Below are 19,793 nucleotides of genomic sequence, written 5' to 3' on the forward strand. Positions count from 1 at the left end.
TCACCAGAGGTGCGTCAGCTCAGCCAGTACGACGTGAGGCCGCGCCGCCAGCCACGGGTCGAGGCAAGCGTGGAGGTCGGGCTCGTTGCCGGCCAGGCCGAGGACTGTTGTTTCGGTGCTCGCCGGAGCGTGGTCGTGGTCGGCGTCGGGGTTGCCGTGGGAGCAGGCGCTGCACATCAGGCGGATGCCGGACCAGTCGTCGAGGCCCAGGCCTCGGGGGCCGAGGGTGTTGGCGAGGGCTTCGAGGTCGCCGGGGCGGGTGCCGGTGAGTTGGGCCTGCCAGGTGGGGAGGCCGGAGTCGTCGAGGCGGGCGAGCTCGTCGAACACCGACAGCTCGTGGTCGCCCAGGCGGCGGGTGCCCTTGGGCTCGCCGTCGTGCAGCAGGACGTCGCGGAAGCGGTGCCCGGACGACTGCATCGGAACGCTGGAGATCACCGCGTGCGCGGGGCTGCGCCGCCGGCACCAGACGGTCTCGGTGTCGCCGAGGTCGGGCACGATCTGGTGCGGCAGGCTCGGGCGGTCCGGGTTCAGCCGGATCGGCACCAGACCGAAGTCCAGGTCGATCAGCTCGTCGCCCGGCTCGATCCCCTGGATCCCGTACGCCGCCCAAGCGCGCCGCGCGGTGGCCCAGTCACCGAGCGCGGTCGCCGCGATCCCCAAGTTCCACGCCGCCGGGTTCACCCCGTCGTACCGGGCCGCGTCCTCAGCAGTGAACAGCTCGACCGCCCGCAGGTTCCGCGCCGCGGACTCGGCCCAGTCGCCGCGGGCCTTCGAGTACATGCCTGCCTCGAACCACATGTCCGAGAACTCCGGCAGCAGCTCGGTCATCTCCGTCGCCAGCCGGCCGGCCGCCGCGGCGTCTCCCGCGGCGTCGGCGGCCTTCCAGTCCTCCCAGACGTGCTTCGGCGTGCGGCCGCTCGTCGTACGATCCCTCTGCGCATCCATGCGCGCATCTTCCCGCACGCTGCCGGGGAATAGCGGGCGGGCGGCCCGGAGTTGCTGGTTGTGGAAGACCGTTGAGTGATCGAGGAGAAGAGCGGGCGATGAAACCCACCGAGTTCGTCAAGGTGAACACTCAGTTCTGGGGCGAGCACCTGAAGAGTGTCAGCGAGCACCTGCCCGTCAGCCACTCCCGCGAACTGGCCGGCCCGCTGCTGTACCCGCGGATGATGGTGCTGACCGAGACCCCGGACTGGAACATCCTCGAGCTGGCCGGGGTCAGCCGGGAGTACCGCTCGCTGGAGGTCCGCCGGCAGAAGGCCGCCGGGATCGACGAGTACTTCGGTACGACGGCCGGCGCGAGCGCCGTCGTCGCGCTGCCGGACGAGAGCGTCGTGAAGGACGCGACGATCGCCAGCGAGCGCGGCAAGAACGCGCTGTCGGACTCGTTCCCCGCGACCCAGAGCCTGCTCGGCAACGAGATGGTCGGCCCGAGCGACCGGCTGCTCGACTTCCAGCCCGGCAACTACGCCGTCCTCGACCGGGTCCTGCTGGCCCAGTCGTCGGGCCTCGCGGTCCGGCTGCGCTGGAACTTCTTCACGATCGCGATCCACCGCTCCGAGCCCGCCGACCGGTACCGCGACTTCCTGCAGCGCCTGGTCAGCAACTCCCAGCACCTCGACCCGATCGGCACCTTCGCCGTCCCGCGCGGCGAGGGCGTCGAGCAGGCCCTGAAGGCGGACCAGTTCGCCAGCACCTACCTGCACGGCCTCGGCAAGCTGACCACGAGCGAGTTCCTCGCCAAGCACGAGGACGTCCTGCTGGCGGCGTACGACGCCACCCGGCTGATCGTCCAGCCGTCGCTGGAGTCCGCCGACGGCACCGTCACCCCCGACTTCATCCTGGAGCGCGAGGACGGCACCCACGTCATCGGCGACCTGGCCCTCCCGCTCCGCGAAACCGGCCAGAAGCACCGCCGCTCCCTCGACCTCACCGCGGGCGCGACCCGGCTGGCGACGTACGAGAAGTACTTCGCGACGGCCGAGAACCAGGCGTTCGCGAAAACCAAGTACGGCGTCGACGTTGCCGACCCGCGCACGACCCTGATCGTCGGCACCCAGGACCCGGCCGCCGACTTCCCCAAGGCCGCCGGCACCACGGCCCTGGAGGTCGTCGACTACGACACTCTTCTCCGCCTCCACCTCGCCGCGAAGTCCGCTCCGCGCGCGACGGCGGTCGACTCGGGCCCGACGAGCATCGCGACGATGCCGTAGGTCTCAGACCTCGCTGCGGACCTTCTCGAGCGCCAGCGCGAGAAGGTCCCCGGCGAGGTCCAGCGCCCCCGGCAGGCCGAGCGAGCTGCGGACTCCGTATGTCGGGTCGGCGAGCACGCCCACCGCCGGGTTCTCCGGCAGGTCCGTTGCCTGGAGACCGAAGTCGATCTTCCCGGTCCAGTGCACGTACGCCACCACCCGAGTCGGTTCTTCGACCAACGCGTCGTAGACGCGGAAGTACTCGCTGACCTCGCCCGTCTTCTTGAACGAGGGGACGGCGACCGCCTGCTGCCACCGCACGATCCGCAAGAAACCCATCAGTCTCTCGGCGACCACCGGCTTCGCGTTCGCCCGCACCAGCTCGGCAACAGCAGGCACCGAGGGCTCGACCGGCTCAGCGTCGTACGACGGCTCGGGCTCGGCTGGGGCAACCCCGCCCGCAGGCATCAGGTCGGCTGGGTCGACCCAGTCCCCGACCTGCCGGTCCCAGACCCCGATCGCCCGATCGGCGTACCGGCTCCACCCGGTCTTCTTGCTCGTACTGAGCTGACCGTGCTCGGCCACGGTCACGATGCAGGCCGCGCCGTACGTCGTCAGGAACTTCTCCAGCTCCGCCAAGTCCCAGGTCTTCGCGCGTAGTTGCGTCGTGAGGTCCTTGCGGGTCCACACGTGCTCGTGGTTGATCAGCGCCGGTCCGACCGCGTTCTTCACCCCGGCCGAGATGTACCGGGTGTTGTACTTCGCGTACGGCGCGACGCCCTCGGCCTCGGTCCACTTCCACAGGCCGATGCTGAGTTGCTCGTTCAGGTGCTTGTCGTTGACGTCGGTGAGACGCAGCAGTTGGTAGATGAGCTGGAGGGCACTCGCGCGGTTCTGCTCGACCGTGGGCCCGGCGGTGTACGGCTGGGTGGATCGGACGACGGCGACGTCTGGCATTCGCCGATTGTGTCGGGTCCGATCCACCCGGCGCCAGGGCTAGTGGTGCGTGGCCGACAGGTCGAGCGAGCGTGGGGTCAGGTACAGCACCAGCGCGGCGACGGCCAGCAGCAGCAACCCGCCCGCGAGGCCGAACCAAGTCAGGGAGTCAGTAAAGGCGGTCTGGGCGATGTTCGCGAGGCTGGGGTTGTCGAGGGTCAGGGCTCCGGCGAGGGACTCGCGGGCTTGGGCCGGCGCATCGGTGGGGAGGCCCGCGCGGTAGACCGCGGCGGCGAGGCTGCCGAGGATGGTGATGCCTAGCGCGGCGCCGATCTCGTAGCTGGATTCTTCGATGGCGGCGGCGCTGCCGGCCTTGGCTACCGGCGCGCCGGCCATGATGACCGCGGAGGCGATCGCCAGGGGTGCGGTGCCGATGCCGATCAGGGTGAGGGAAGCGGCGATTCCGGCGTACGAGAGGGGCTGGGGGAGGAGGAAGAGGAGCAGGAAGCCTGCCGCGCCGATGGCGAGGCCGGCGACCAGGACGGTGCGGGGGCCGATGCGTTGGGCAACCATCGGGGCCAGCGGTGAGCCGATCAGGCCGCCGACTGCCATGGGGAGGAGGGCTACGCCGGAGGCGAGCGGGGACCAGCCCTGGACGAGCTGGAGCCACTGGGAGATCAGCAGGAGGGCGGCGACCATCGCGAAGCTGGTGATGAGGGCGGTGAGGACGCCGGCGGTGAAGCCTCGGCTGCGGAACAGGCGGATTTCCAGCATCGGCTCCGGCGAACGAAGGCAGCGGAGGACGAAGGCGGTGAGCAGCGCGGCGCTGACCAGAACGACGACCGTCATAGAGACAGTCACGCCCGACTTGCCGAGTTCCTTGATCGCGTAGACGAGGCCGACCATGCCGACGATCGACAGCAGTGTCGCGACCGGGTCGAGCCGGCCGGGGCGGTCCGAGCGGCTCTCGGGGAGCAGGATCAGCGCGGCGACGACCGCGACGATCATCACCGGCACGTTGAACAGGAACGCCGAGTGCCAGCTGAAGTTCTGCAGCAGCGCGCCGCCGACGATCGGGCCGAGCGCGCCACCCGCGGCGGCGGTCGCGCCCCAGATGCCGAGGGCGGTCGCGCGTTCGCGGGCGTCGGGGAACAGCGAACGGATCAGCGACAGCGTCGACGGCATGATCATCGCGCCGCCGATGCCGAGCAGGACGCGGATCGCGATCACCGCCTCGGAGCTGTCGGCGAGCAGGACGCCGAGCGAGGCCGCGCCGAAGATCACGAAGCCGGTGACGAGCATCCGCCGCCGGCCGATCCGGTCGCCGAGCGCGCTGGCGGTGACCAGCAGCCCGGCCAGGACGAGCGAGTAGACGTCGATGATCCACAGCTGCTCGACCGAGGTGGAGCGCAGGTCCTCGGTCATCGCGGGCAGCGCGAGGTTGAGGATCGTCATGTCCATCACGACGACCAGCAGGCTCGCGGACAGCACCGCGAGCCCGCCCCAGCGCCGCCGGGCGCTGGGGACCACAGGCGCGTACGTCGTACCGGGGGCGGTCATCGGGAATCTCCTGTCGTGCCGTCGAGCAAGGTGGAAAGGACGAGCGCGTCGAGGTCGCGCCGGGCGACGTCGCCGCGACGCAGCGCCTCGCGGGCCGCGATCATCAGGCCGTACACGGTGTGCTCGATCCAGCGCGCCGGAAGATCGGAGCGCAGTACGCCGGCCCGCTGCGCCGCCGCGTAGAACGCGACCTCCTGGTCGATCAGCCGGTCGGTCCGCTCGACCAGCTCCGGCATCGCTTCCATCCGGTTGTTGGCCAGCGCGTACGCGAACTGGTCGGCGTTGTCGACGAACCAGGTGATCAGGTCGCTCAGGCAGGCGCGGATCCGCGCCGGGTCGCCGGACTCGCCGGCGGCGACCATCCCGGTCTCCTGCTGGCTGCGGTCCCAGTGGTCGAGGGCGCGCTCGCCGATCTCGCGCAGCAGCGCGTCGCGGGACGCGAAGTGCCGGTTCAGCGTCGCGCGGCCGATCCCGATCGCGGCCGCGAGGTCGGCCATCGAGGTGGTCGGGTCGGAGTTCAGCCGCCGGAGGGCGGCGTCAAGGACCTGGGCACGGGTGAGCATGCCTCCAGTAGACACCAATGTCTCGAATGAGACAAGTTTGTCTCACTGTGATGGCCGACACCCAGCACTGATCAAGCTCGGGTCCGCGCGGCGGTTCACGCTCAGGAGCTGGTCGGCGGGGGCCGATTCAGGTGGTTGATCAGTGGTGGGTGTCGACTCGGTCAGCTCAAATCGGCGAGCTCCTCCGCCGACAGCTCGATCGCCCCGGCGGCGATGTTCTCCTCCAGGTGGACGGGGTTGCCGGTGCCCGGGATCGCGAGCACGTGGTCGCCCTGGTGCAGCGTCCAGGCCAGCCGGATCTGCTGCTCGGAGACGCCGTGGGCCGCGGCGATCCGGCGTACGGCGTCGGAGTGGTCGGTGGTCGCCGAGCCCTCGCGGGACGCGCCGGCGATCGCGAAGAACGGGACGTACGCGACGCCGCGCTCGCCGCAGACCGGGAGGAACGTGTCGTCCTCGCGGTGGGTGTCCAGGGCGTACGAGTTCTGCACGCAGACCACCGGCGCGATCGGCAGTGCCTCGTCGAGGTGGTCGAGGCGGATGTTGGACAGGCCGAGGTGCCGGATCAGGCCGGCGTCGACCAGGTCGGCGAGGGCCCCGAAACGGTCGGCGATCGAGTCGGCGCCGGGCTTCTTGATGATCCGCAGGTTGACCACGTCGAGCACATCGGTGCCGAGCTGGCGCAGGTTCAGCTCGACCTGTTCGCGCAGCTCGGCGGCCGTGGTCGCCTGGTAGAAACCGCGCTCCGGCGTCGACCCCGGGCCGACCTTGGTGGTGATCACCAGGTCCTCCGGGTACGGCGACAGCGCCTCGCGGATCAGCTCGTTGGCGTAGCGGACCGGGCCGTCGCCGACGCCGAGCGTGCCGCCCGGCGAAGCGTAGAACGCGGCGGTGTCGATGTGGTTGACGCCGAGCTCGACAGCCCGGCGCAGCACCCGGACCGCGACCGCGCGGTCCGGGTTCGGGGTCGTGCGCATCGCGCCGAACCCGAGTCGGTTGATGGTGGAGTCGCCCAGCTTCCAGGTACCCGCGGTGGCCGCGGAGAGGTTTTCAGGCATCCACCGATCTTATTCCTCGATGGCTCCACGCTTCGCCCGCAAGTGCGCGCGGAAGCTCAGCGACGGGTCCGCGGCCCGGGCCGCCAGGTACTCGTCGAAGCCGACCTGCTCGCGCAGCGTCGTCCCGGCGGCGATCAGGGCGGCCTGCCGGTGCTCGGTGTCGCGGATCGACTCGGCCAGCGTGAACAGCTCGTCGATCCGGTCGGCCGGGACGAAGATGATGCCGTCCTCGTCGGCCAGGACGACGTCTTCGTTGCTCACGGCCCATTCCCCGATGGTTGCTGTGGACAAGTAGCCGTCCGGCAGCGGGTCGATCCGGAGCGGGCAGGTCGGCAGCGAGCCGAGGCTGTAGACCGGCAGCCCGATCGCGCGGACGTCGGCGGTGTCGCGGTGCAGTCCCCACACGACGAGCCCGGCGACCCCAGCGGCCTTGGCCTCGGCGACGACGAGGTCGCCGACGCACGCTTCGTTCCGGCGGCCGCCGTTGTCGACGCACAGTACGTCGCCCGGCTCGGCCTGCCCGAACGCCTCCAGGAACACGTCGACGCTGCCGACGTGCTGCGCGGGCAGGACCCGCCCGGCGAGCTTCATCGGCTCCACGGCGGTCAGCTCGACGCAGCGCACCGGGACCTGTGTGCGTACGCAGGCGTCGGCGACGTGTGCGGTGGTCAGCTCGGCGAACCGCGCGGTCAACTCGTCCGGCTTCATCTGCCCTCCCCTAGGTCGAGCACCGAGATTAATCAGCCGATCGATACGCCGCCAGGGGCCTGCCGTACGGCGAGGCTCAGCGGGCCAGGAAGGCGAGGATCTCCGGGAGCGCGGGGGAGTAGCCGTCGCTGGTGTCGACCGTCAGCGTCGGCACCGGCAGCGTGATCGGGTCGAACGACTCGTGCACCGTACGCCGGCGCTGCTCGTCGTACTGGCTGTCCTCGTGGGCCGCGCGCGACGGCGTACTGCCGGAGCGGTCGGTGATGCGGCTGAACGCGACGGCGGCGGGCGTCGTGCAGTGGACGATGCGGAACTCGGCCTGGCCGATCAACGGGGTCAGGCCGGGGCGCCAGAGGCGGTCCTGGAAGGCGGCTTCGGCGACGACCGACGAGCCGCGGCCGACCAGTAGGCCGAGGACGTCGAAGAAGGTCGCGAGGGTGCGCATCGTCAGCGGGTCGGCGGGGCCGGGGACGAAGCCGGGGGTGGCGTGCGCCATCCCCTCCTTGATCTCGTCGCGGCAGACCGCCGGGCAGCCGACGCCGGCCGCGACGTGGTGCGCGAGAGTCGTCTTGCCGGTTCCCGGCGGGCCACTGATCACGATCACCATCGGAAGCACCGCCGCACCCTAGCGGGTCGGCCGCCGATCCGCTCATTGCTTTAGGCAACCACCTGTCTCGATATTCAAGACGTGAGGTCTCAAAAAGCAAGACGCGGAGCTAGTCTGAGCGGGAGACGAAGGAGTCCCGATGAACAACGTGTACACCCACGGCCACCACGAATCCGTTCTCCGCTCGCACCGCTGGCGCACCGCCGCGAACTCGGCCGGCTACCTGCTCCCGCACCTGCGGCCGGGGATGAGCCTGCTCGACGTCGGCGCCGGGCCCGGCACGATCACCGCCGAGCTCGCGGCGCTGGTCGCGCCGGGGAGGACGACCGCGTTGGAGGCCAGCGAGTCCGCGCTGGCGATCACCCGCGCGACGTTCGCCGAGCGGGAGATCCAGATCAGTTTTCTGGTGGGAGACGTTCATCGCCTCGAGATCCCGGACAACGCGTACGACGTCGTGCACGCCCATCAAGTCCTCCAGCACGTCGCCGACCCCGTCCAGGCGCTCCGCGAGATGCGCCGCGTCTGCAAGCCGGGTGGAATCGTTGCCGTCCGCGACTCCGACTACCACGCGTTCACCTGGTACCCCGAGCTCCCGGAGCTCGACGAGTGGATGACGCTCTACCAGCGCATGGCCCGCGCCAACCAGGGCGAGCCCGACGCCGGGCGCCGCCTGCTGTCCTGGGCCCGCGAAGCAGGGTTCGAGCAGATCGAGGCGACGGCGAGCAACTGGACGTTCGCCAACGCCGAGGATCGCGACTGGTGGGGCGGGATGTGGGCCGACCGGGTGCTGCAGTCCGCGATGGCCGACCAGGCGCGGGCGGCTGGCGTACCGGAGGAAGCACTGGAGCGGATCTCGGCGGGCTGGCGGACGTGGGCGGCTGCGCCGGACGGGTTCCTGAGCCTGTTGCACGGCGAGATCCTGGCGACCGCCTGACCATAACGAAGCGTGATGCCGGTGTCCGCTGAGCAGAAATCCGCTCACGCGTTGTAACGATCAACTCGGGACCTCGATAGAGGGGCGTAGACGGTACGCCGGCCGGGGGCCCTCGGGGGAGGGAAGGGCGGGCGTCCACAGGTCCGTGTCCGAGGGGGACAACTTCATGCGTTACAGATCCGCAGCTCTGGGGCTGGCGGTGGCGGCGCTCGCTGCCGTCGGTCTCACTGCACCGGCGCAGGCGGCGCCGCTGCAGAGCACTGCCAGTACGGCGGTCGCCGCGACCAAGGTGGTCATGACGGCGATCCAGTGGGGGCAGAACGGCGACGTCGCCGTCCCGCGCTCGTACGTCGGTGACAGCAAGCCCGAGCTCGCCGTCTTCCGGCCGAGCAACGGGACCTGGTACATCCGCGGCTGGACGAACATCAAGTTCGGCCAGGCCGGGGACATCCCGGTCCCGGCCGACTACAACGGCGACGGCCGCGCCGAGCTCGCCGTGTTCCGGCCGTCGAACGGCTACTGGTACATCCGCGGCGTCGGCCAGTTCGTCTGGGGCCAGGCGGGCGACGTACCGGTCGCCGCGAACTACGTCGGCGACAGCCGCGCCGAGGCCGCGGTCTGGCGGCCGTCGCTGGGTCGCTGGTTCATCCGGGGTGCGGCGCAGATCAGTTGGGGTGTGAACGGGGACGTGCCCGCGCCGGCCGACTACGTTGGCGACAGCCACGCCGACCTCGCGGTCTTCCGCCCGTCGCTGGGCCGGTGGTTCATCCGTGGCGCCTCGCAGATCACCTGGGGCGTGAACGGCGACATCCCGGTCCCGGCGAACTTCGTCGGCAGCGCGAAGGCGGAGCTGACGGTCTTCCGGCGGGGCGCCTGGTACATCCGCGGCGCCGGGAGCTTCACGTGGGGGCAGAACGGCGACCGGCCGTTCGCGGGGAACTACGCGGGGACGTCGGCGACGGACCAGGCGGTCTGGCGGCCGTCGAACGGGATCTGGTACCTGCGCTACCAGGTCAACGTGACGCCGCCTCCGCCTCCGCCGCCCCCGCCGCCGGTCTGCGACCCGTCCTACCCGACGGTCTGCATCCCGCCGCCTCCGCCGTATCTCAACTGCGACGACGTCCCCTACACGGACTTCCTGGTGGTCGGGACGGATCCGCACGGCTTCGACGGCAACGACAACGGGATCGGTTGCGAGACCTGATCCTTGCCCCAAGCAACCGGCCCCCGAGTAGCAGATCGGGGGCCGGTTTCACTTGCCCGCGACAACCACCAGATACCCGTCCGGATCCCGCACCCACAGCTCCCGATGTCCCGCGTTCGGGTTGTATTGCAGCTCTCCACCCGGAACCCGCGCCGCCACCACGTCCAAGTCATCAGCGGCGAACCACACCGCGACCCCGTTCCCCAGCATCACCGACGGATCCCCGAACACCCCGTGGTGATGCCCGACGTCGAGCTTGTGCAGCTGCAGCACCAGCTTCCCGTCGACCTCGATCTGCTCGTACTCGGGCCCGCCGTGCGCGCTCACCCCGCCCAGCACCCCGCAGTACCAAGCACTGCTCTTCTCAACATCCCGAACCGCCAGCAAAGGCTGTGCCGAAAGCGTCATACCGCCGACGCTAAACCGCCGATCCACCGCCGGTCTTGAACGAATGGGCACGCTGCCGAGACACCTCGTACAGAACAGCAGTAGCCGCATTGGCAGCGTTCAGCGAAGAAGCAGCCCCACCCATCGGGATCCGCACCAGCACATCAGCCAGCTCCTTCCAAGCCGCCGACAGCCCGGAAGTCTCGTTCCCGACCAGCAGCAGCGTCGGCTGCGTGAAGTCGAAGTCGTACACGTCGACGGTCCCGTGCTCATCGGTGCCCACGACAACAACCGGTACGCCGCCCGCCCGCTGCGCGGCGACCCACTCCATCACCTCACGCTGCGACGGCACCCGCACGGCCGGTACCGCGAACAGCGACCCCGTGCTCGCCCGCACCGCCTTCGGGTCGTACACATCGGCCGCATGCCCGGTCACGACAAACCCGTCGGCCCCGAACGCGTCCGCCGACCGAATGATCGACCCGATGTTCCCCGGCCCGGTCGGCCGGTCGAACACCACGCCCAGAAACGAAGAATCAACTGCGATCCGCGACAAGTCATCCGGCGGCATTGACACCACCGCGACCAGCTCGGCCTCCGTCTTCTCGGTCAGCTCCGCCAGCAGCTCCGGCTCCATCAACACCCGCTCAGCCTCGCGCTGGCTCTGCAGCAACTCCCGAGCCCACTGCGAAGGCACCCGCGACGCATCCTGGATCAGCGTGTTCACCGTCCACCCGTGCTCGACGGCCAGACTGATCGGCCGCACCCCCTGCACGATGAACTCGCCGGCCCGCTGCCGCTTGTTCCGGTTGCCGAGCAGCGCCTGCCACACCTGGAACCGAGCGTTCCGACTACTGACCCGCGTCGCCATAGCCCCCAACCCTACGAGGGGTTCAGTCGAGCGACGCGATCAGCCCGAGGTTGTTCCCGTCCGGATCCTGTACGACGGCCAACCGCTGCCGTCCGCCCGCCACGACCTGCGGGTCCGTCGACTCGATGTTCTGCTCCGCCAGCCGCCGCAGCGTCGCGTCCAGGTCGTCGACGGTCAGGTTGACCGCCGTCCGCCCGGCCCGGTCGGTGTCCTCGAACACCTGCACGACGCCGAGCTCGCTCAGGTGCCACTCGGCCAGCGAGTCCATCGGACGAGTGTCCGCGTCCCGCCCGAAGAACCCCGAGTACCACTCGATCGCCTTCTCGATGTTCGTCACCGGCACCACGGCCAGTACCGCGCGCATCGTCACGCTGTCTCCCTCGGTCGGATCTCCGACCTGTGCCCTACCGCGAAACCCTCAGGTCCCGAGGGTCGACTCCCGCGGGACCAGCTCGGTCGGCAGCTCCAGCAGCCCGGTCGGCGACGCCCCGCCGATCAGCTCCAGCAGCAACTGCGCCGTACGCCGTCCCAGCTCCTCGAGCCGCAGGTCGACCGTTGTGAGCGGCGGCCGGCTGGCCAGCGCCATCACGCTCCAGTTGTCGTACCCCGTCACGGCCACGTCGTCCGGCACCGACCGACCCAGCTCGCGCAGCCGATCGCACACCCCCCGCGCGATCTGATCGCTCCCACACGAGATCGCATCGACCTCACCGCCACGCAGCAGCACGTCGACCGCGTGCCGCCCCCACCGCTCGCTCCACTCCCCGTGCAACGGCTCGCCGACGAACGCATCCCCGGCTGTCTCGACAGCCGCCGCAGCCCGAACCGCCGCACTTCGGTGCGACGCAGGCCCGGTCACATGCGCGATCCGACGCCGCCCGAGCGACAGCAGATGCCGTACGGCGGATGCCGCACCGCCGCGATCGTCGGTCACCACCGACGTGTCGCCCGGATCGGTCGACGGGCTGAACGCGTACACGACCGGCACCGGTACGTCGATCGGCGCCCGCGGCTCGGTTCGCCGTCCGGTGACGATGATCCCGTCGACCCGCCGGGCGACCAGCGACCGCAGGTAGTGCGACTCGCGCAGCGCGTCGTCGCGGGTGTCGCAGAGCACCAGCGCCATCTCGCCCGCGCTCAACGCGTCCTCGGCGCCCTGCATGATCGGGATGCTGAAGCGGCCCGAGCTGTCGGTTGTGATCAGCCCGACCGTGTAGCTGCGGCCCGACGACAGCGCGCGGCCGCGGCTGTCCGGGGTGAAGCCGAGCTGCTCGGCGGCCCGGCGGACGCGCTGCCGGGTCTCCTCGCGGAGCTGTCCGGTGTCGTTGAGCGCCTTGGACGCCGTACTGGCCGAGACGCCGGCCAGCGCAGCGACATCGGTGATCCGGGGCACCGCGCGCATCATAGCCCTCCTCGACGTTTCCGGCAGGCTATCCCACTGACCCTTGACCAGGCGTGAAAGGGTCCTTACGGTCGTCAGGAAAACGTGTTCCGTCTGTTTCCGCGAGGAGTCGCTTCGATGCCATCCCGCTCACCGGCCGCCAGCACCCGCGCCACCCTCCGCCCGCTCGGTCTCGACGGGACGAGGATCACCGGCGGCTTCTGGGCGTCGCGCCAGGAACGCAACGCCGCCGCAGCGATCCCGCGCGGCCAGGACCAGCTCGAGGAGGCCGGCAACCTGCTCAACCTCCGCCTCGCGGCAGGGATCGGCCAGGGCGAGGCGATCGGCCCGGTGTTCGCCGACTCCGACGTCTACAAGTGGCTCGAAGCCGTCGCCTGGGAGTACGGGCGGAACCCGTCCGACGACCTGCTGCGCCGGCAGCGCGAGCTGACCGCGGTGGTCGCCGCGGCCCAGCGCGAGGACGGCTACCTCGACTCCGTCGTCCAGCTTCGCGACGGCGACGAGGGCCGGTACCAGCAGCTCGTCTGGAGTCACGAGCACTACTGCGCCGGCCACCTGATCCAGGCCGCGGTCGCGCAGGTCCGCTGCACCGGCGACACCGCGCTGCTCGACGTCGCGGTCAAGCTCGCCGACCATCTGGTCCGCACGTTCGGCGACGGCGACGATCAGATCCGCGACGTCGACGGGCACCCCGTGATCGAGATGGCGCTGGTCGAGCTCTACCGCGAGACCGGTACGGCGGCGTACCTGGAGCTGGCGCGCTGGTTCGTGGAGACGCGCGGTCACGGGATCATCGCCGAGCACGGGCACGAGCCGACCTACTTCTCCGACCGCTTGCCGGTGCGGGAGGCGACGACGGTCGAGGGACACGCCGTACGGGCGGTGTATCTGGGCGCTGGTGCGACGGATGTCGCCGTCGAGACCGGTGACGCCGAGCTGCTGGCCGCGCTGGAGGGCCAGTTCGCGCACATGTGGGCGACCAAGACCTACGTCACCGGCGGCCTCGGGTCGCGCTGGGACGGCGAGGCGTTCGGCGACGAGTTCGAGCTGCCGCCGGACCGCGCGTACGCCGAGACCTGCGCCGCGATCGGCGGCATCCAGTGGGCGTACCGGTTGCTCCTGGCAACAGGTAACCCGTCGTACGCCGACGCGATCGAACGCATGCTGTACAACGGTTTCCTGGCCGGGGTGTCGCTGTCGGGCGACGAGTACTTCTACGTCAACACGCTGCACCTGCGCGAGCACGCCCACGCCGACAACAACCGCAGCCCCGCCCACGGCCGCCGCGGCTGGTTCTCCTGCGCGTGCTGCCCGCCCAACATCATGCGCACCCTCGCGAGCCTCGACGCCTACCTCGCGACGACCACTGGCGAGGGCGTCCAGCTCCACCAGTACGCCGACAGCACGATCACCACCGACGCGGTCGAGCTACGGGTGGAGACCGACTACCCCTGGGACGGCGCGATCCGCGTCACCGTCGTCAGGACCCCCTCGACCCCGTGGTCGCTCTCGCTCCGCATCCCCGCCTGGGCCGAGAACGCCACCGTCGACAACAAGCCCGTCGACGCCGGCAGCTACGCCTCGGTCACCCAGACCTGGAGCCCCGGCGACACCGTCGACCTCCACCTCCCGCTCGACCCGCGCACAGTCACCCCCTCACCCCGCGACGACGCCGCCCGCGCCTGCGCCGCCCTCGAACGCGGCCCGCTTGTCTACGCCTTCGAACAGATCGACCAGTCCACCCCGCTCGACGACGCCCACCTTCCGAACGCACCGATCGACGCCGCTCACGACCCAGCGCTCCTCGACGGCATCACGACCCTCACCACCGACACCCTCAAGGCGATCCCGTACTACGCGTGGGCCAACCGCGAGATCGGCACGATGCGCGTCTGGCTGCCCCGCGAGTGAGCCTCAGTGCAGCGGCGTCGGATCCGGTCCGAGCACCTCGTCGCCCGGGTGCCGGCCGCTCGCGATCGCCGCGTCATGGCTCAACGCCGCCCGCCCGCACAGCTCCAGCAGTTCGGGCTCGTTCTTCACGATCTGCTTCGCCTTCGGCCCGAGCTTGATGATGTGGTCCCGCGCCTCGATCAGCCGGCGGTAGATGCGCTCCCGCTCGACGGGATCGGTCGTGTACTCCGAGTCCAGGTACGCCGTCGCGTCCCGGCGCGCGTTGGCCATCGCGGTCTGCGTGCGCCCCCGGGTGCTGAGCAGCGAAGCGAGGATCGTCACCACGAGAACGACCAGGATCACCAGCAGCGACAGCCCGGTGCTGATCTCCGCGACCTCGATGTGCTCGCCGCCGTTGATGAACGGCACGTTGTTCTCGTGCAGCGCGTGCAGCACCAGCTTCACCCCGATGAAGCCGAGGATCGCAGCCAGCCCGAACGACAGGTAGATCAGCCGGTCGAGCAGCCCGTCGAGCAGGAAGTACAGCTGCCGCAGCCCGAGCAGGCTGAACGCGGTCGCGGTGAACACGATGTACACGTTCTGGGTCAGGCCGAAGATCGCCGGGATCGAGTCCAGCGCGAACATCAGGTCGGTGCCGCCGATCGCGACCATCACCAGCAGCATCGGGGTCATCGCGCGCTTGCCGTCGACGAGCGTGAACAGCTTGTCGCCGTCGTAGTACTCAGTCGTCCGGAAGAGCCGGCGGCTGAGCCGGACGACGATGTTCTGCGCCGAGTGCGACTCCTCGGTCGACGGCCGCAGCATGTTGCCGGCGGTGATCAGCAGCGCCAGCCCGAACAGGTAGAACACCCAGGCGAACGTGTTGATCAGCGCCGACCCGAGCAGGATGAACCCGGTCCGGGCGACCAGCGAGAACATGATGCCGAACAGCAGCACCTTCTGCTGGTCCTCCCGCGGCACCCGGAAGCTGGTCATGATGATCAGGAACACGAACAGGTTGTCGACCGACAGCGCCTTCTCGGTCACGTACCCGGCGAAGTACTCCGAGCCCATCGCGCTGCCGCCGAGGACGAACGTGCCGACGCCGAACAGCAGCGCGATCCCGACGTACACGCTGGACCAGACCGCGGCCTCGCGCAGCTGCGGGACGTGCGCGCGGCGGACGTGGAAGAAGTAGTCGAAGGCAAGCAGCCCCAGGATCCCGGCGACGGTCGCGATCCAGACCAGCGGTGAAACCTCCATGCACGTACTCAACCACGCCGCGGCCCGGCTCAGGAACGTGTCTTGACCAGTGCGACCAGATAGCGGCAGACCGTGGCCGCCGGGTTGTGGAACGTGGTCGGCGCGGGCGCGCCGAGCTCCAGGCAGTCGCCGGTGTCGAGGTCGTGCACGAGGTCGCCCTCGTGGAAGCGCAACCGGCCGGCCAGGATCCAGAGCTGCTGGGACTTGAACATGTACGCGTCGGCCGGGTACGAGACCGACGCGCCGGGCGGCAGCTCGACCTCGACCAGCTCGAGCGGGCTGTCGGTGCCGGGGGAGACCGCGCGGCGCCGGTAGCCGGTGGCCGGGTCGGTCCAGAGCGGTTGTTCGGCGGTACGGCGTACGCGGCTGTCGCCGGGCCTCTCCGCGCGGGCGACCAGCTCGGACAGCGTCATGCCGAGCGCACCGGACAGCCGCCCGAGCAGTACGGCGGTCGGCTGCGCCTCGCCGCGCTCGATCTTGCCGATCATCGCCCGGGAGACGCCGGAGCGCTCGGCGAGCGCGTTCACCGAGAGGTCGCGGTCGGTCCGGGCCGCCTGCAGGGTCGCGGCCAGGGAGGCGGAGAGATCGTCCATGCTTGCCACTATAGCGACATTCATGGCTACTATGGTGACATGAGGATCAGAGACGCGGTGCTGGAGGACGCGGCCGCCTGCGCGGCGATCTACGCGCCGTACGTGCGGGAGACCGCGATCAGCTTCGAGACCGAGCCGCCGAGCACGGAGCAGTTGGCCGAGCGGATCGTCGCCGCGCAGAAGGCGCACGCGTGGCTGGTGCTGGAGGACAACGCCGGGCAGGTCGTGGGGTACGCGTACGGCGGACCGATGAAGGAGCGGGCGGCGTACCGGTGGTCGTGCGAGGTGAGCATCTACCTGGAGCTCGGGCGGCGCCGGACGGGTGGGGGACGGGCGCTGTACGAGGCGCTGTTCGAGCGGCTGACCGAGCGCGGGTTCCGGACGGCGATCGCGGGGATGACGCTGCCGAACGACGCGAGCGTCGGGCTGCACGCGGCGCTCGGCTTCGAGCCGATCGGGACGTACCGGAAGATCGGGTGGAAGCACGGGGCCTGGCGGGATGTGGCGTGGGCCCAGCGCACGCTCGCAGTTGCTGGTGATCCTCCGGAGGAGACTCACTGACTGCTGGCGGTCGCCTTGGGTTGCGGGCAGTCCTCGCCGGGCTTCACGACCAGCTCGAAGTGCCACATCTCGTTCGACAGCGTCTGGCACAGCCCGAACCGCGAGCCCTTCCGGATCAGCCAGTCGTCCGCGTCGGTCGGCCCGACGTCGACCGCGTGCCCGGTGACGTGGTGCGACTCCTCCGGCGTCGACACGAACTCGCGCGCCTTCTCCAGGCTCCCGTACTTCTTGATCCCGTCCTCCAGCAGCTGCCGCTGGTAGGCCTTGCTGCGCCAGCCGGTCGTCACGTGCAGCTTGATGCCGTTGGCCTCCATCGCCTTCGCCGCCTGCTGTACGGCGGCGCGCAGCGCCGGGTCTAGCTTGGCGATCCCGGGCAGCGACAGGTCGAACGGCGAGGCGTTGTCCGGCAGTACGCCGTCGGCCGCGCGCGCAGGCCCGTCGTGATCGCCGGGGTCGCCCGAGCCCTCGCCCGGGTCGAAGTCGCCGGGGGCGCTGCCGTTCGTCGTACCGGCCGCGGAGCTCGGCGCCGAGTCCTGCGCTGAGCTGAGCGTCCCGCAGGCCGCGGCGGTGAACGCGCCGACCGCGGTCAGCAGCGCGACCGCGGTGCACACCGTCAACCGGCGCTCTTTCTTGCGGGTGGCAACGAGTTCGTCAGCAGTCATGACACCCACTTCATCGCCTCGCGTGTTGCCGGAGCGTCGCGGTTTCCGGATACATTTTCTTTATCCGGCGTCTGCTTCAATGGGCGGTATGCGGGTGCTGGTCGTGGAGGACGAGGTCTATCTCGCCGAGGCGATCCGGGCCGGCTTGCGGCTCGAGGCGATCGCCGCCGACCTGGCCTTCGACGGCGACACCGCGCTGGAGTCGGTGAGCGTCAACTCCTACGACGTCGTGGTGCTGGACCGCGACATCCCCGGCCCGAACGGCGACGAGGTCTGCCGCCGGATCGTCGCCCAGGGGCTGCCGGTCCGGGTGCTGATGCTGACCGCGGCCGGTGACATCGACGACAAGGTGACCGGCTTCGAGCTCGGCGCGGACGACTACCTGACCAAGCCGTTCGAGCTGCGCGAGCTGGTGCTCCGGCTGCGCGCGCTGGCCCGGCGCCCGGCCGAGTCGATGCCGACCGTGATCGAGTACGCCGGCGTACGGCTGGACCCGTTCCGCCGCGAGGTGTACCGGTTCGGCCGGTACGTGAAGCTGACCCGTAAGCAGTTCTCGGTGCTGGAGGTGTTGATGACCGCGCAGGGTGGGGTGATCAGCGCGGAAACGCTGCTGGAGAAGGCCTGGGACGAGAACGCCGACCCGTTCAGCAACTCGGTCCGGATCACGATCTCGGCGCTGCGCAAGCGGCTCGGGGACCCGTGGGTGATCCACACGGTGCCGGGTGTCGGCTACCGGATCGGTGAGCCGTGAGCGGCCTGGATCCCGGCACCCCGGCCGCGGCGGCGCCCTTGCTGACCTGGCGTCCTCGGCTCACCGTCCGGCTGCGGATGACCCTCAGCTACGCCGGCCTGCTCGTCATCGCCGGCGCCGTCGTCGCAGCGGTCGTGTACGGCGTGATGCGCTACCTCCCGAACTACCCGCTCACCGCCGCCAACCCGCGCGACCAGACGCCGGTCCCCACCCGCGCCGACCTGCTCGACACGATCGTCACGCTGTCGGCGTACGCGCTGATCTTCCTGGCGGTCGTCGGGATGGCCGGCGGCTGGTACCTGGCCGGCCGGATGCTGCGTCCGCTGCAGGAGATCACCCTCGCCGCCCGGCGTGCGGCCGAAGGATCGCTGGACCACCGGATCGGGCTGACCGGGATCAAGGACGAGTTCACCGACCTGTCCGACACCTTCGACGAGATGCTCGACCGGCTGCAGCGGTCGTTCGAGCAGTACCGGCGGTTCGCGGCCAACGCGTCGCACGAGCTGCGCACGCCGCACGCGGTGATGAAGACGATGCTCGAGGTCGCGATCGCCGACCCCGAGCACACCGACGTCCGGGAGCTGTGGCGCCGCTTGCAGGAGACGAACCAGCGCGGCATCGACCTGGTCGAGGCGCTGCTCACGCTCGCCTCCGTCGACAACCGCGCGATCGAGCTCGACCCGCTCGACCTGGCCACGACCGCCCGGCAGGCCGTCGACGAGCTCCGCCCGGAGGCGGCCGCGGCCGGTGTCACGCTGACCACCGACCTCGAGGAAACCCTTGTCGTAGGCAACGAAATCCTGGTCCACCAGCTGGTCACGAACCTCGGCCAGAACGGCATCCGCCACAACACCGGCCCTGGCGGAACGCTGACGATCACCACCCACGACCACCAGCTGATCGTCGCCAACACCGGCCCGGTGCTCACGCCCGAACAGACCAGCACCCTCACCGAGCCGTTCACCAAAACCACCGGCCGCCACACCGGCAGCCACGGCCTCGGCCTGGCCTTGGTGGATCGCATCGTCGAAACACACCACGGCCGGCTGACGCTCACTCCCAACCCCACGGGAGGTCTCACCGCCACTGCCCAGCTACCGGCAGCAACTCTTTAGCTGGTTGACCTCTCTTCGTCTGAAGATGGTCAGGTGAGTGCGAACCGAGTGACCGTCCGCCGGGCCGTGGAAGCCGACGAAGCCGCCCTGCTGCAGATCGAGTTGACCGCCTGGGACGCGAGCTCGGGCTTTCCCTCGCTGACCGGGGGAGACCGGACGACGTTCTTCGCCGAGGGCTGGCCGCCGGACGCGTTCCTGGTCGCCGAGCTCGACGAAGCCGTGGTCGGTTACGTCCGCCTGCAGAACAAGTACCGCTTCCCCGAGGGCGCCGGCGTACTGGCCGTGAACGGCCTCGCGGTAGCGCTCGAAGCGCGCGGCCAGGGGATCGGTTCGGTGCTGATGGAGGCCGTCACCAGCGAGGCGAAACGCCGCGGCGCCCGCAAAGTCACCTTGAACGTGCACAGTGTGAACACGGTCGCAAGGCGGCTCTACGAGCGCCACGGTTATCTGATCGAGGGGACCCACCCACGCGAGTTCCTGATCGACGGCCAGTACGTCGACGCGCTCGACCTGGCCTTGTTTCTTTGACGTTTCCCTGA

22 protein-coding genes are annotated in these 19,793 nt (G+C 70.1%); 8 read left to right on the forward strand and 14 right to left on the reverse strand.

Going from position 1 to position 19,793, the window contains the following annotated elements; genetic code table 11:
• A complete protein-coding gene (locus AB0M01_RS22510) occupies window positions 1–945 on the reverse strand; it encodes a hypothetical protein (RefSeq protein ID WP_363672439.1) in 945 nt (314 codons plus the stop codon).
• Between the two features lie 98 nt (window positions 946–1,043).
• Here AB0M01_RS22510 and AB0M01_RS22515 point away from each other — a divergent pair, with 98 nt between their 5' ends.
• Entirely contained in the window at window positions 1,044–2,213 is a 1,170-nt protein-coding gene (locus AB0M01_RS22515; protein WP_363672441.1) for a hypothetical protein, read from the forward strand.
• A 3-nt stretch (window positions 2,214–2,216) separates the two neighbouring features.
• Here the strand turns inward: AB0M01_RS22515 and AB0M01_RS22520 are convergent, their stop codons facing one another.
• From AB0M01_RS22520 to AB0M01_RS22545, 6 genes are all read right to left on the reverse strand, one after another.
• A complete protein-coding gene (locus AB0M01_RS22520; RefSeq protein WP_363672443.1) occupies window positions 2,217–3,149 on the reverse strand; it encodes a hypothetical protein in 933 nt (310 codons plus the stop codon).
• Window positions 3,150–3,188: 39 nt separating this feature from the next.
• Entirely contained in the window at window positions 3,189–4,688 is a 1,500-nt protein-coding gene (locus tag AB0M01_RS22525; protein WP_363672444.1) for an MFS transporter, read from the reverse strand.
• Window positions 4,685–5,251: a helix-turn-helix domain-containing protein gene (locus AB0M01_RS22530; protein ID WP_363672446.1), complete on the reverse strand. Its 567-nt coding sequence runs from the start codon at window positions 5,249–5,251 to the stop codon at window positions 4,685–4,687. Before AB0M01_RS22530 ends, AB0M01_RS22525 begins: the two co-directional genes overlap by 4 nt.
• A 161-nt stretch (window positions 5,252–5,412) precedes the next feature.
• Window positions 5,413–6,306 carry an aldo/keto reductase gene (locus AB0M01_RS22535; protein WP_363672448.1) on the reverse strand — a complete coding sequence of 298 codons (894 nt, stop codon included), beginning with the start codon at window positions 6,304–6,306 and terminating at the stop codon, window positions 5,413–5,415.
• A gap of 9 nt (window positions 6,307–6,315) precedes the next feature.
• On the reverse strand, window positions 6,316–7,014 hold the full coding sequence (locus AB0M01_RS22540) for an RraA family protein (protein ID WP_363672450.1): 699 nt from the start codon (window positions 7,012–7,014) through the stop codon (window positions 6,316–6,318).
• 76 nt (window positions 7,015–7,090) lie between these two features.
• Window positions 7,091–7,621 (reverse strand): AAA family ATPase, encoded by a 531-nt coding sequence (locus AB0M01_RS22545; protein WP_363672550.1) that lies wholly within the window; start codon window positions 7,619–7,621, stop codon window positions 7,091–7,093.
• Between the two features lie 139 nt (window positions 7,622–7,760).
• On the opposite strand from AB0M01_RS22545, the gene AB0M01_RS22550 reads away from it, so the two are divergent.
• Both AB0M01_RS22550 and AB0M01_RS22555 read left to right on the forward strand, forming a co-directional pair.
• Entirely contained in the window at window positions 7,761–8,555 is a 795-nt protein-coding gene (locus AB0M01_RS22550) for a methyltransferase domain-containing protein (RefSeq protein ID WP_363672452.1), read from the forward strand.
• Window positions 8,556–8,721: 166 nt separating this feature from the next.
• Window positions 8,722–9,759, forward strand: a complete 1,038-nt coding sequence (locus AB0M01_RS22555; RefSeq protein WP_363672454.1) for a VCBS repeat-containing protein — start codon at window positions 8,722–8,724, stop codon at window positions 9,757–9,759.
• A gap of 48 nt (window positions 9,760–9,807) precedes the next feature.
• On the opposite strand, the gene AB0M01_RS22560 is transcribed toward AB0M01_RS22555, so the two are convergent.
• From AB0M01_RS22560 to AB0M01_RS22575, 4 genes are read right to left on the reverse strand one after another with little or no spacing between them, the layout of a single operon-like run.
• Window positions 9,808–10,167, reverse strand: coding sequence for a VOC family protein (locus tag AB0M01_RS22560; protein ID WP_363672456.1), 360 nt, complete (start codon window positions 10,165–10,167; stop codon window positions 9,808–9,810).
• 10 nt (window positions 10,168–10,177) lie between these two features.
• Window positions 10,178–11,017, reverse strand: coding sequence for a TrmH family RNA methyltransferase (locus AB0M01_RS22565; RefSeq protein WP_363672458.1), 840 nt, complete (start codon window positions 11,015–11,017; stop codon window positions 10,178–10,180).
• A 22-nt stretch (window positions 11,018–11,039) separates the two neighbouring features.
• On the reverse strand, window positions 11,040–11,381 hold the full coding sequence (locus tag AB0M01_RS22570; protein WP_363672552.1) for a VOC family protein: 342 nt from the start codon (window positions 11,379–11,381) through the stop codon (window positions 11,040–11,042).
• Window positions 11,382–11,435: 54 nt separating this feature from the next.
• Window positions 11,436–12,419 (reverse strand): LacI family DNA-binding transcriptional regulator, encoded by a 984-nt coding sequence (locus AB0M01_RS22575; RefSeq protein WP_363672460.1) that lies wholly within the window; start codon window positions 12,417–12,419, stop codon window positions 11,436–11,438.
• 117 nt (window positions 12,420–12,536) lie between these two features.
• Between AB0M01_RS22575 and AB0M01_RS22580 the strand changes: the two genes are divergently transcribed.
• Complete coding sequence (locus AB0M01_RS22580; RefSeq protein WP_363672462.1) at window positions 12,537–14,330, forward strand: beta-L-arabinofuranosidase domain-containing protein; 1,794 nt, start codon at window positions 12,537–12,539, stop codon at window positions 14,328–14,330.
• 3 nt (window positions 14,331–14,333) lie between these two features.
• On the opposite strand, the gene AB0M01_RS22585 is transcribed toward AB0M01_RS22580, so the two are convergent.
• Both AB0M01_RS22585 and AB0M01_RS22590 read right to left on the reverse strand, forming a co-directional pair.
• The gene (locus AB0M01_RS22585) at window positions 14,334–15,572 is read right to left on the reverse strand and encodes a TerC family protein (RefSeq protein ID WP_363672464.1); all 1,239 of its coding nucleotides are present in this window, start codon (window positions 15,570–15,572) and stop codon (window positions 14,334–14,336) included.
• Window positions 15,573–15,601: 29 nt separating this feature from the next.
• Window positions 15,602–16,165 (reverse strand): XRE family transcriptional regulator, encoded by a 564-nt coding sequence (locus AB0M01_RS22590; RefSeq protein WP_363672466.1) that lies wholly within the window; start codon window positions 16,163–16,165, stop codon window positions 15,602–15,604.
• Window positions 16,166–16,204: 39 nt separating this feature from the next.
• Between AB0M01_RS22590 and AB0M01_RS22595 the strand changes: the two genes are divergently transcribed.
• Window positions 16,205–16,726, forward strand: a complete 522-nt coding sequence (locus tag AB0M01_RS22595) for an N-acetyltransferase family protein (RefSeq protein WP_363672468.1) — start codon at window positions 16,205–16,207, stop codon at window positions 16,724–16,726.
• Here the strand turns inward: AB0M01_RS22595 and AB0M01_RS22600 are convergent.
• Entirely contained in the window at window positions 16,720–17,388 is a 669-nt protein-coding gene (locus AB0M01_RS22600; RefSeq protein WP_363672470.1) for a M15 family metallopeptidase, read from the reverse strand. The genes AB0M01_RS22595 and AB0M01_RS22600 overlap by 7 nt on opposite strands.
• 88 nt (window positions 17,389–17,476) lie before the next feature.
• Between AB0M01_RS22600 and AB0M01_RS22605 the strand changes: the two genes are divergently transcribed.
• The 3 genes from AB0M01_RS22605 to AB0M01_RS22615 are packed head-to-tail and all read left to right on the forward strand — an operon-like array spanning window position 17,477 to window position 19,782.
• Window positions 17,477–18,139, forward strand: coding sequence for a response regulator transcription factor (locus AB0M01_RS22605; protein WP_363672472.1), 663 nt, complete (start codon window positions 17,477–17,479; stop codon window positions 18,137–18,139).
• The gene (locus tag AB0M01_RS22610; protein WP_363672474.1) at window positions 18,136–19,254 is read left to right on the forward strand and encodes a HAMP domain-containing sensor histidine kinase; all 1,119 of its coding nucleotides are present in this window, start codon (window positions 18,136–18,138) and stop codon (window positions 19,252–19,254) included. The genes AB0M01_RS22605 and AB0M01_RS22610 overlap by 4 nt, the downstream gene beginning before the upstream one ends.
• A 33-nt stretch (window positions 19,255–19,287) precedes the next feature.
• Entirely contained in the window at window positions 19,288–19,782 is a 495-nt protein-coding gene (locus tag AB0M01_RS22615; protein WP_363672476.1) for a GNAT family N-acetyltransferase, read from the forward strand.
• Window positions 19,783–19,793 lie beyond the last annotated feature (11 nt).

It is taken from the genome of Kribbella sp. NPDC051770 (assembly GCF_040681455.1).
Lineage (GTDB): Bacteria > Actinomycetota > Actinomycetes > Propionibacteriales > Kribbellaceae > Kribbella.

Bases quoted from the DNA above. Each gene is read 5' to 3' on its own strand.
- AB0M01_RS22530 (WP_363672446.1), bottom strand. From the start codon at position 5,251: ATGCTCACCCGTGCCCAGGTCCTTGACGCCGCCCTCCGGCGGCTGAAC.
- AB0M01_RS22550 (WP_363672452.1), top strand. From the start codon at position 7,761: ATGAACAACGTGTACACCCACGGCCACCACGAATCCGTTCTCCGCTCG.
- AB0M01_RS22605 (WP_363672472.1), top strand. From the start codon at position 17,477: ATGCGGGTGCTGGTCGTGGAGGACGAGGTCTATCTCGCCGAGGCGATC.
- AB0M01_RS22585 (WP_363672464.1), bottom strand. From the start codon at position 15,572: ATGGAGGTTTCACCGCTGGTCTGGATCGCGACCGTCGCCGGGATCCTG.
- AB0M01_RS22600 (WP_363672470.1), bottom strand. From the start codon at position 17,388: ATGACTGCTGACGAACTCGTTGCCACCCGCAAGAAAGAGCGCCGGTTG.
- AB0M01_RS22590 (WP_363672466.1), bottom strand. From the start codon at position 16,165: ATGGACGATCTCTCCGCCTCCCTGGCCGCGACCCTGCAGGCGGCCCGG.
- AB0M01_RS22560 (WP_363672456.1), bottom strand. From the start codon at position 10,167: ATGACGCTTTCGGCACAGCCTTTGCTGGCGGTTCGGGATGTTGAGAAG.
- AB0M01_RS22545 (WP_363672550.1), bottom strand. From the start codon at position 7,621: ATGGTGATCGTGATCAGTGGCCCGCCGGGAACCGGCAAGACGACTCTC.
- AB0M01_RS22515 (WP_363672441.1), top strand. From the start codon at position 1,044: ATGAAACCCACCGAGTTCGTCAAGGTGAACACTCAGTTCTGGGGCGAG.
- AB0M01_RS22580 (WP_363672462.1), top strand. From the start codon at position 12,537: ATGCCATCCCGCTCACCGGCCGCCAGCACCCGCGCCACCCTCCGCCCG.
- AB0M01_RS22540 (WP_363672450.1), bottom strand. From the start codon at position 7,014: ATGAAGCCGGACGAGTTGACCGCGCGGTTCGCCGAGCTGACCACCGCA.
- AB0M01_RS22575 (WP_363672460.1), bottom strand. From the start codon at position 12,419: ATGCGCGCGGTGCCCCGGATCACCGATGTCGCTGCGCTGGCCGGCGTC.
- AB0M01_RS22520 (WP_363672443.1), bottom strand. From the start codon at position 3,149: ATGCCAGACGTCGCCGTCGTCCGATCCACCCAGCCGTACACCGCCGGG.
- AB0M01_RS22570 (WP_363672552.1), bottom strand. From the start codon at position 11,381: ATGCGCGCGGTACTGGCCGTGGTGCCGGTGACGAACATCGAGAAGGCG.
- AB0M01_RS22565 (WP_363672458.1), bottom strand. From the start codon at position 11,017: ATGGCGACGCGGGTCAGTAGTCGGAACGCTCGGTTCCAGGTGTGGCAG.
- AB0M01_RS22510 (WP_363672439.1), bottom strand. From the start codon at position 945: ATGGATGCGCAGAGGGATCGTACGACGAGCGGCCGCACGCCGAAGCAC.
- AB0M01_RS22525 (WP_363672444.1), bottom strand. From the start codon at position 4,688: ATGACCGCCCCCGGTACGACGTACGCGCCTGTGGTCCCCAGCGCCCGG.
- AB0M01_RS22535 (WP_363672448.1), bottom strand. From the start codon at position 6,306: ATGCCTGAAAACCTCTCCGCGGCCACCGCGGGTACCTGGAAGCTGGGC.
- AB0M01_RS22555 (WP_363672454.1), top strand. From the start codon at position 8,722: ATGCGTTACAGATCCGCAGCTCTGGGGCTGGCGGTGGCGGCGCTCGCT.
- AB0M01_RS22595 (WP_363672468.1), top strand. From the start codon at position 16,205: ATGAGGATCAGAGACGCGGTGCTGGAGGACGCGGCCGCCTGCGCGGCG.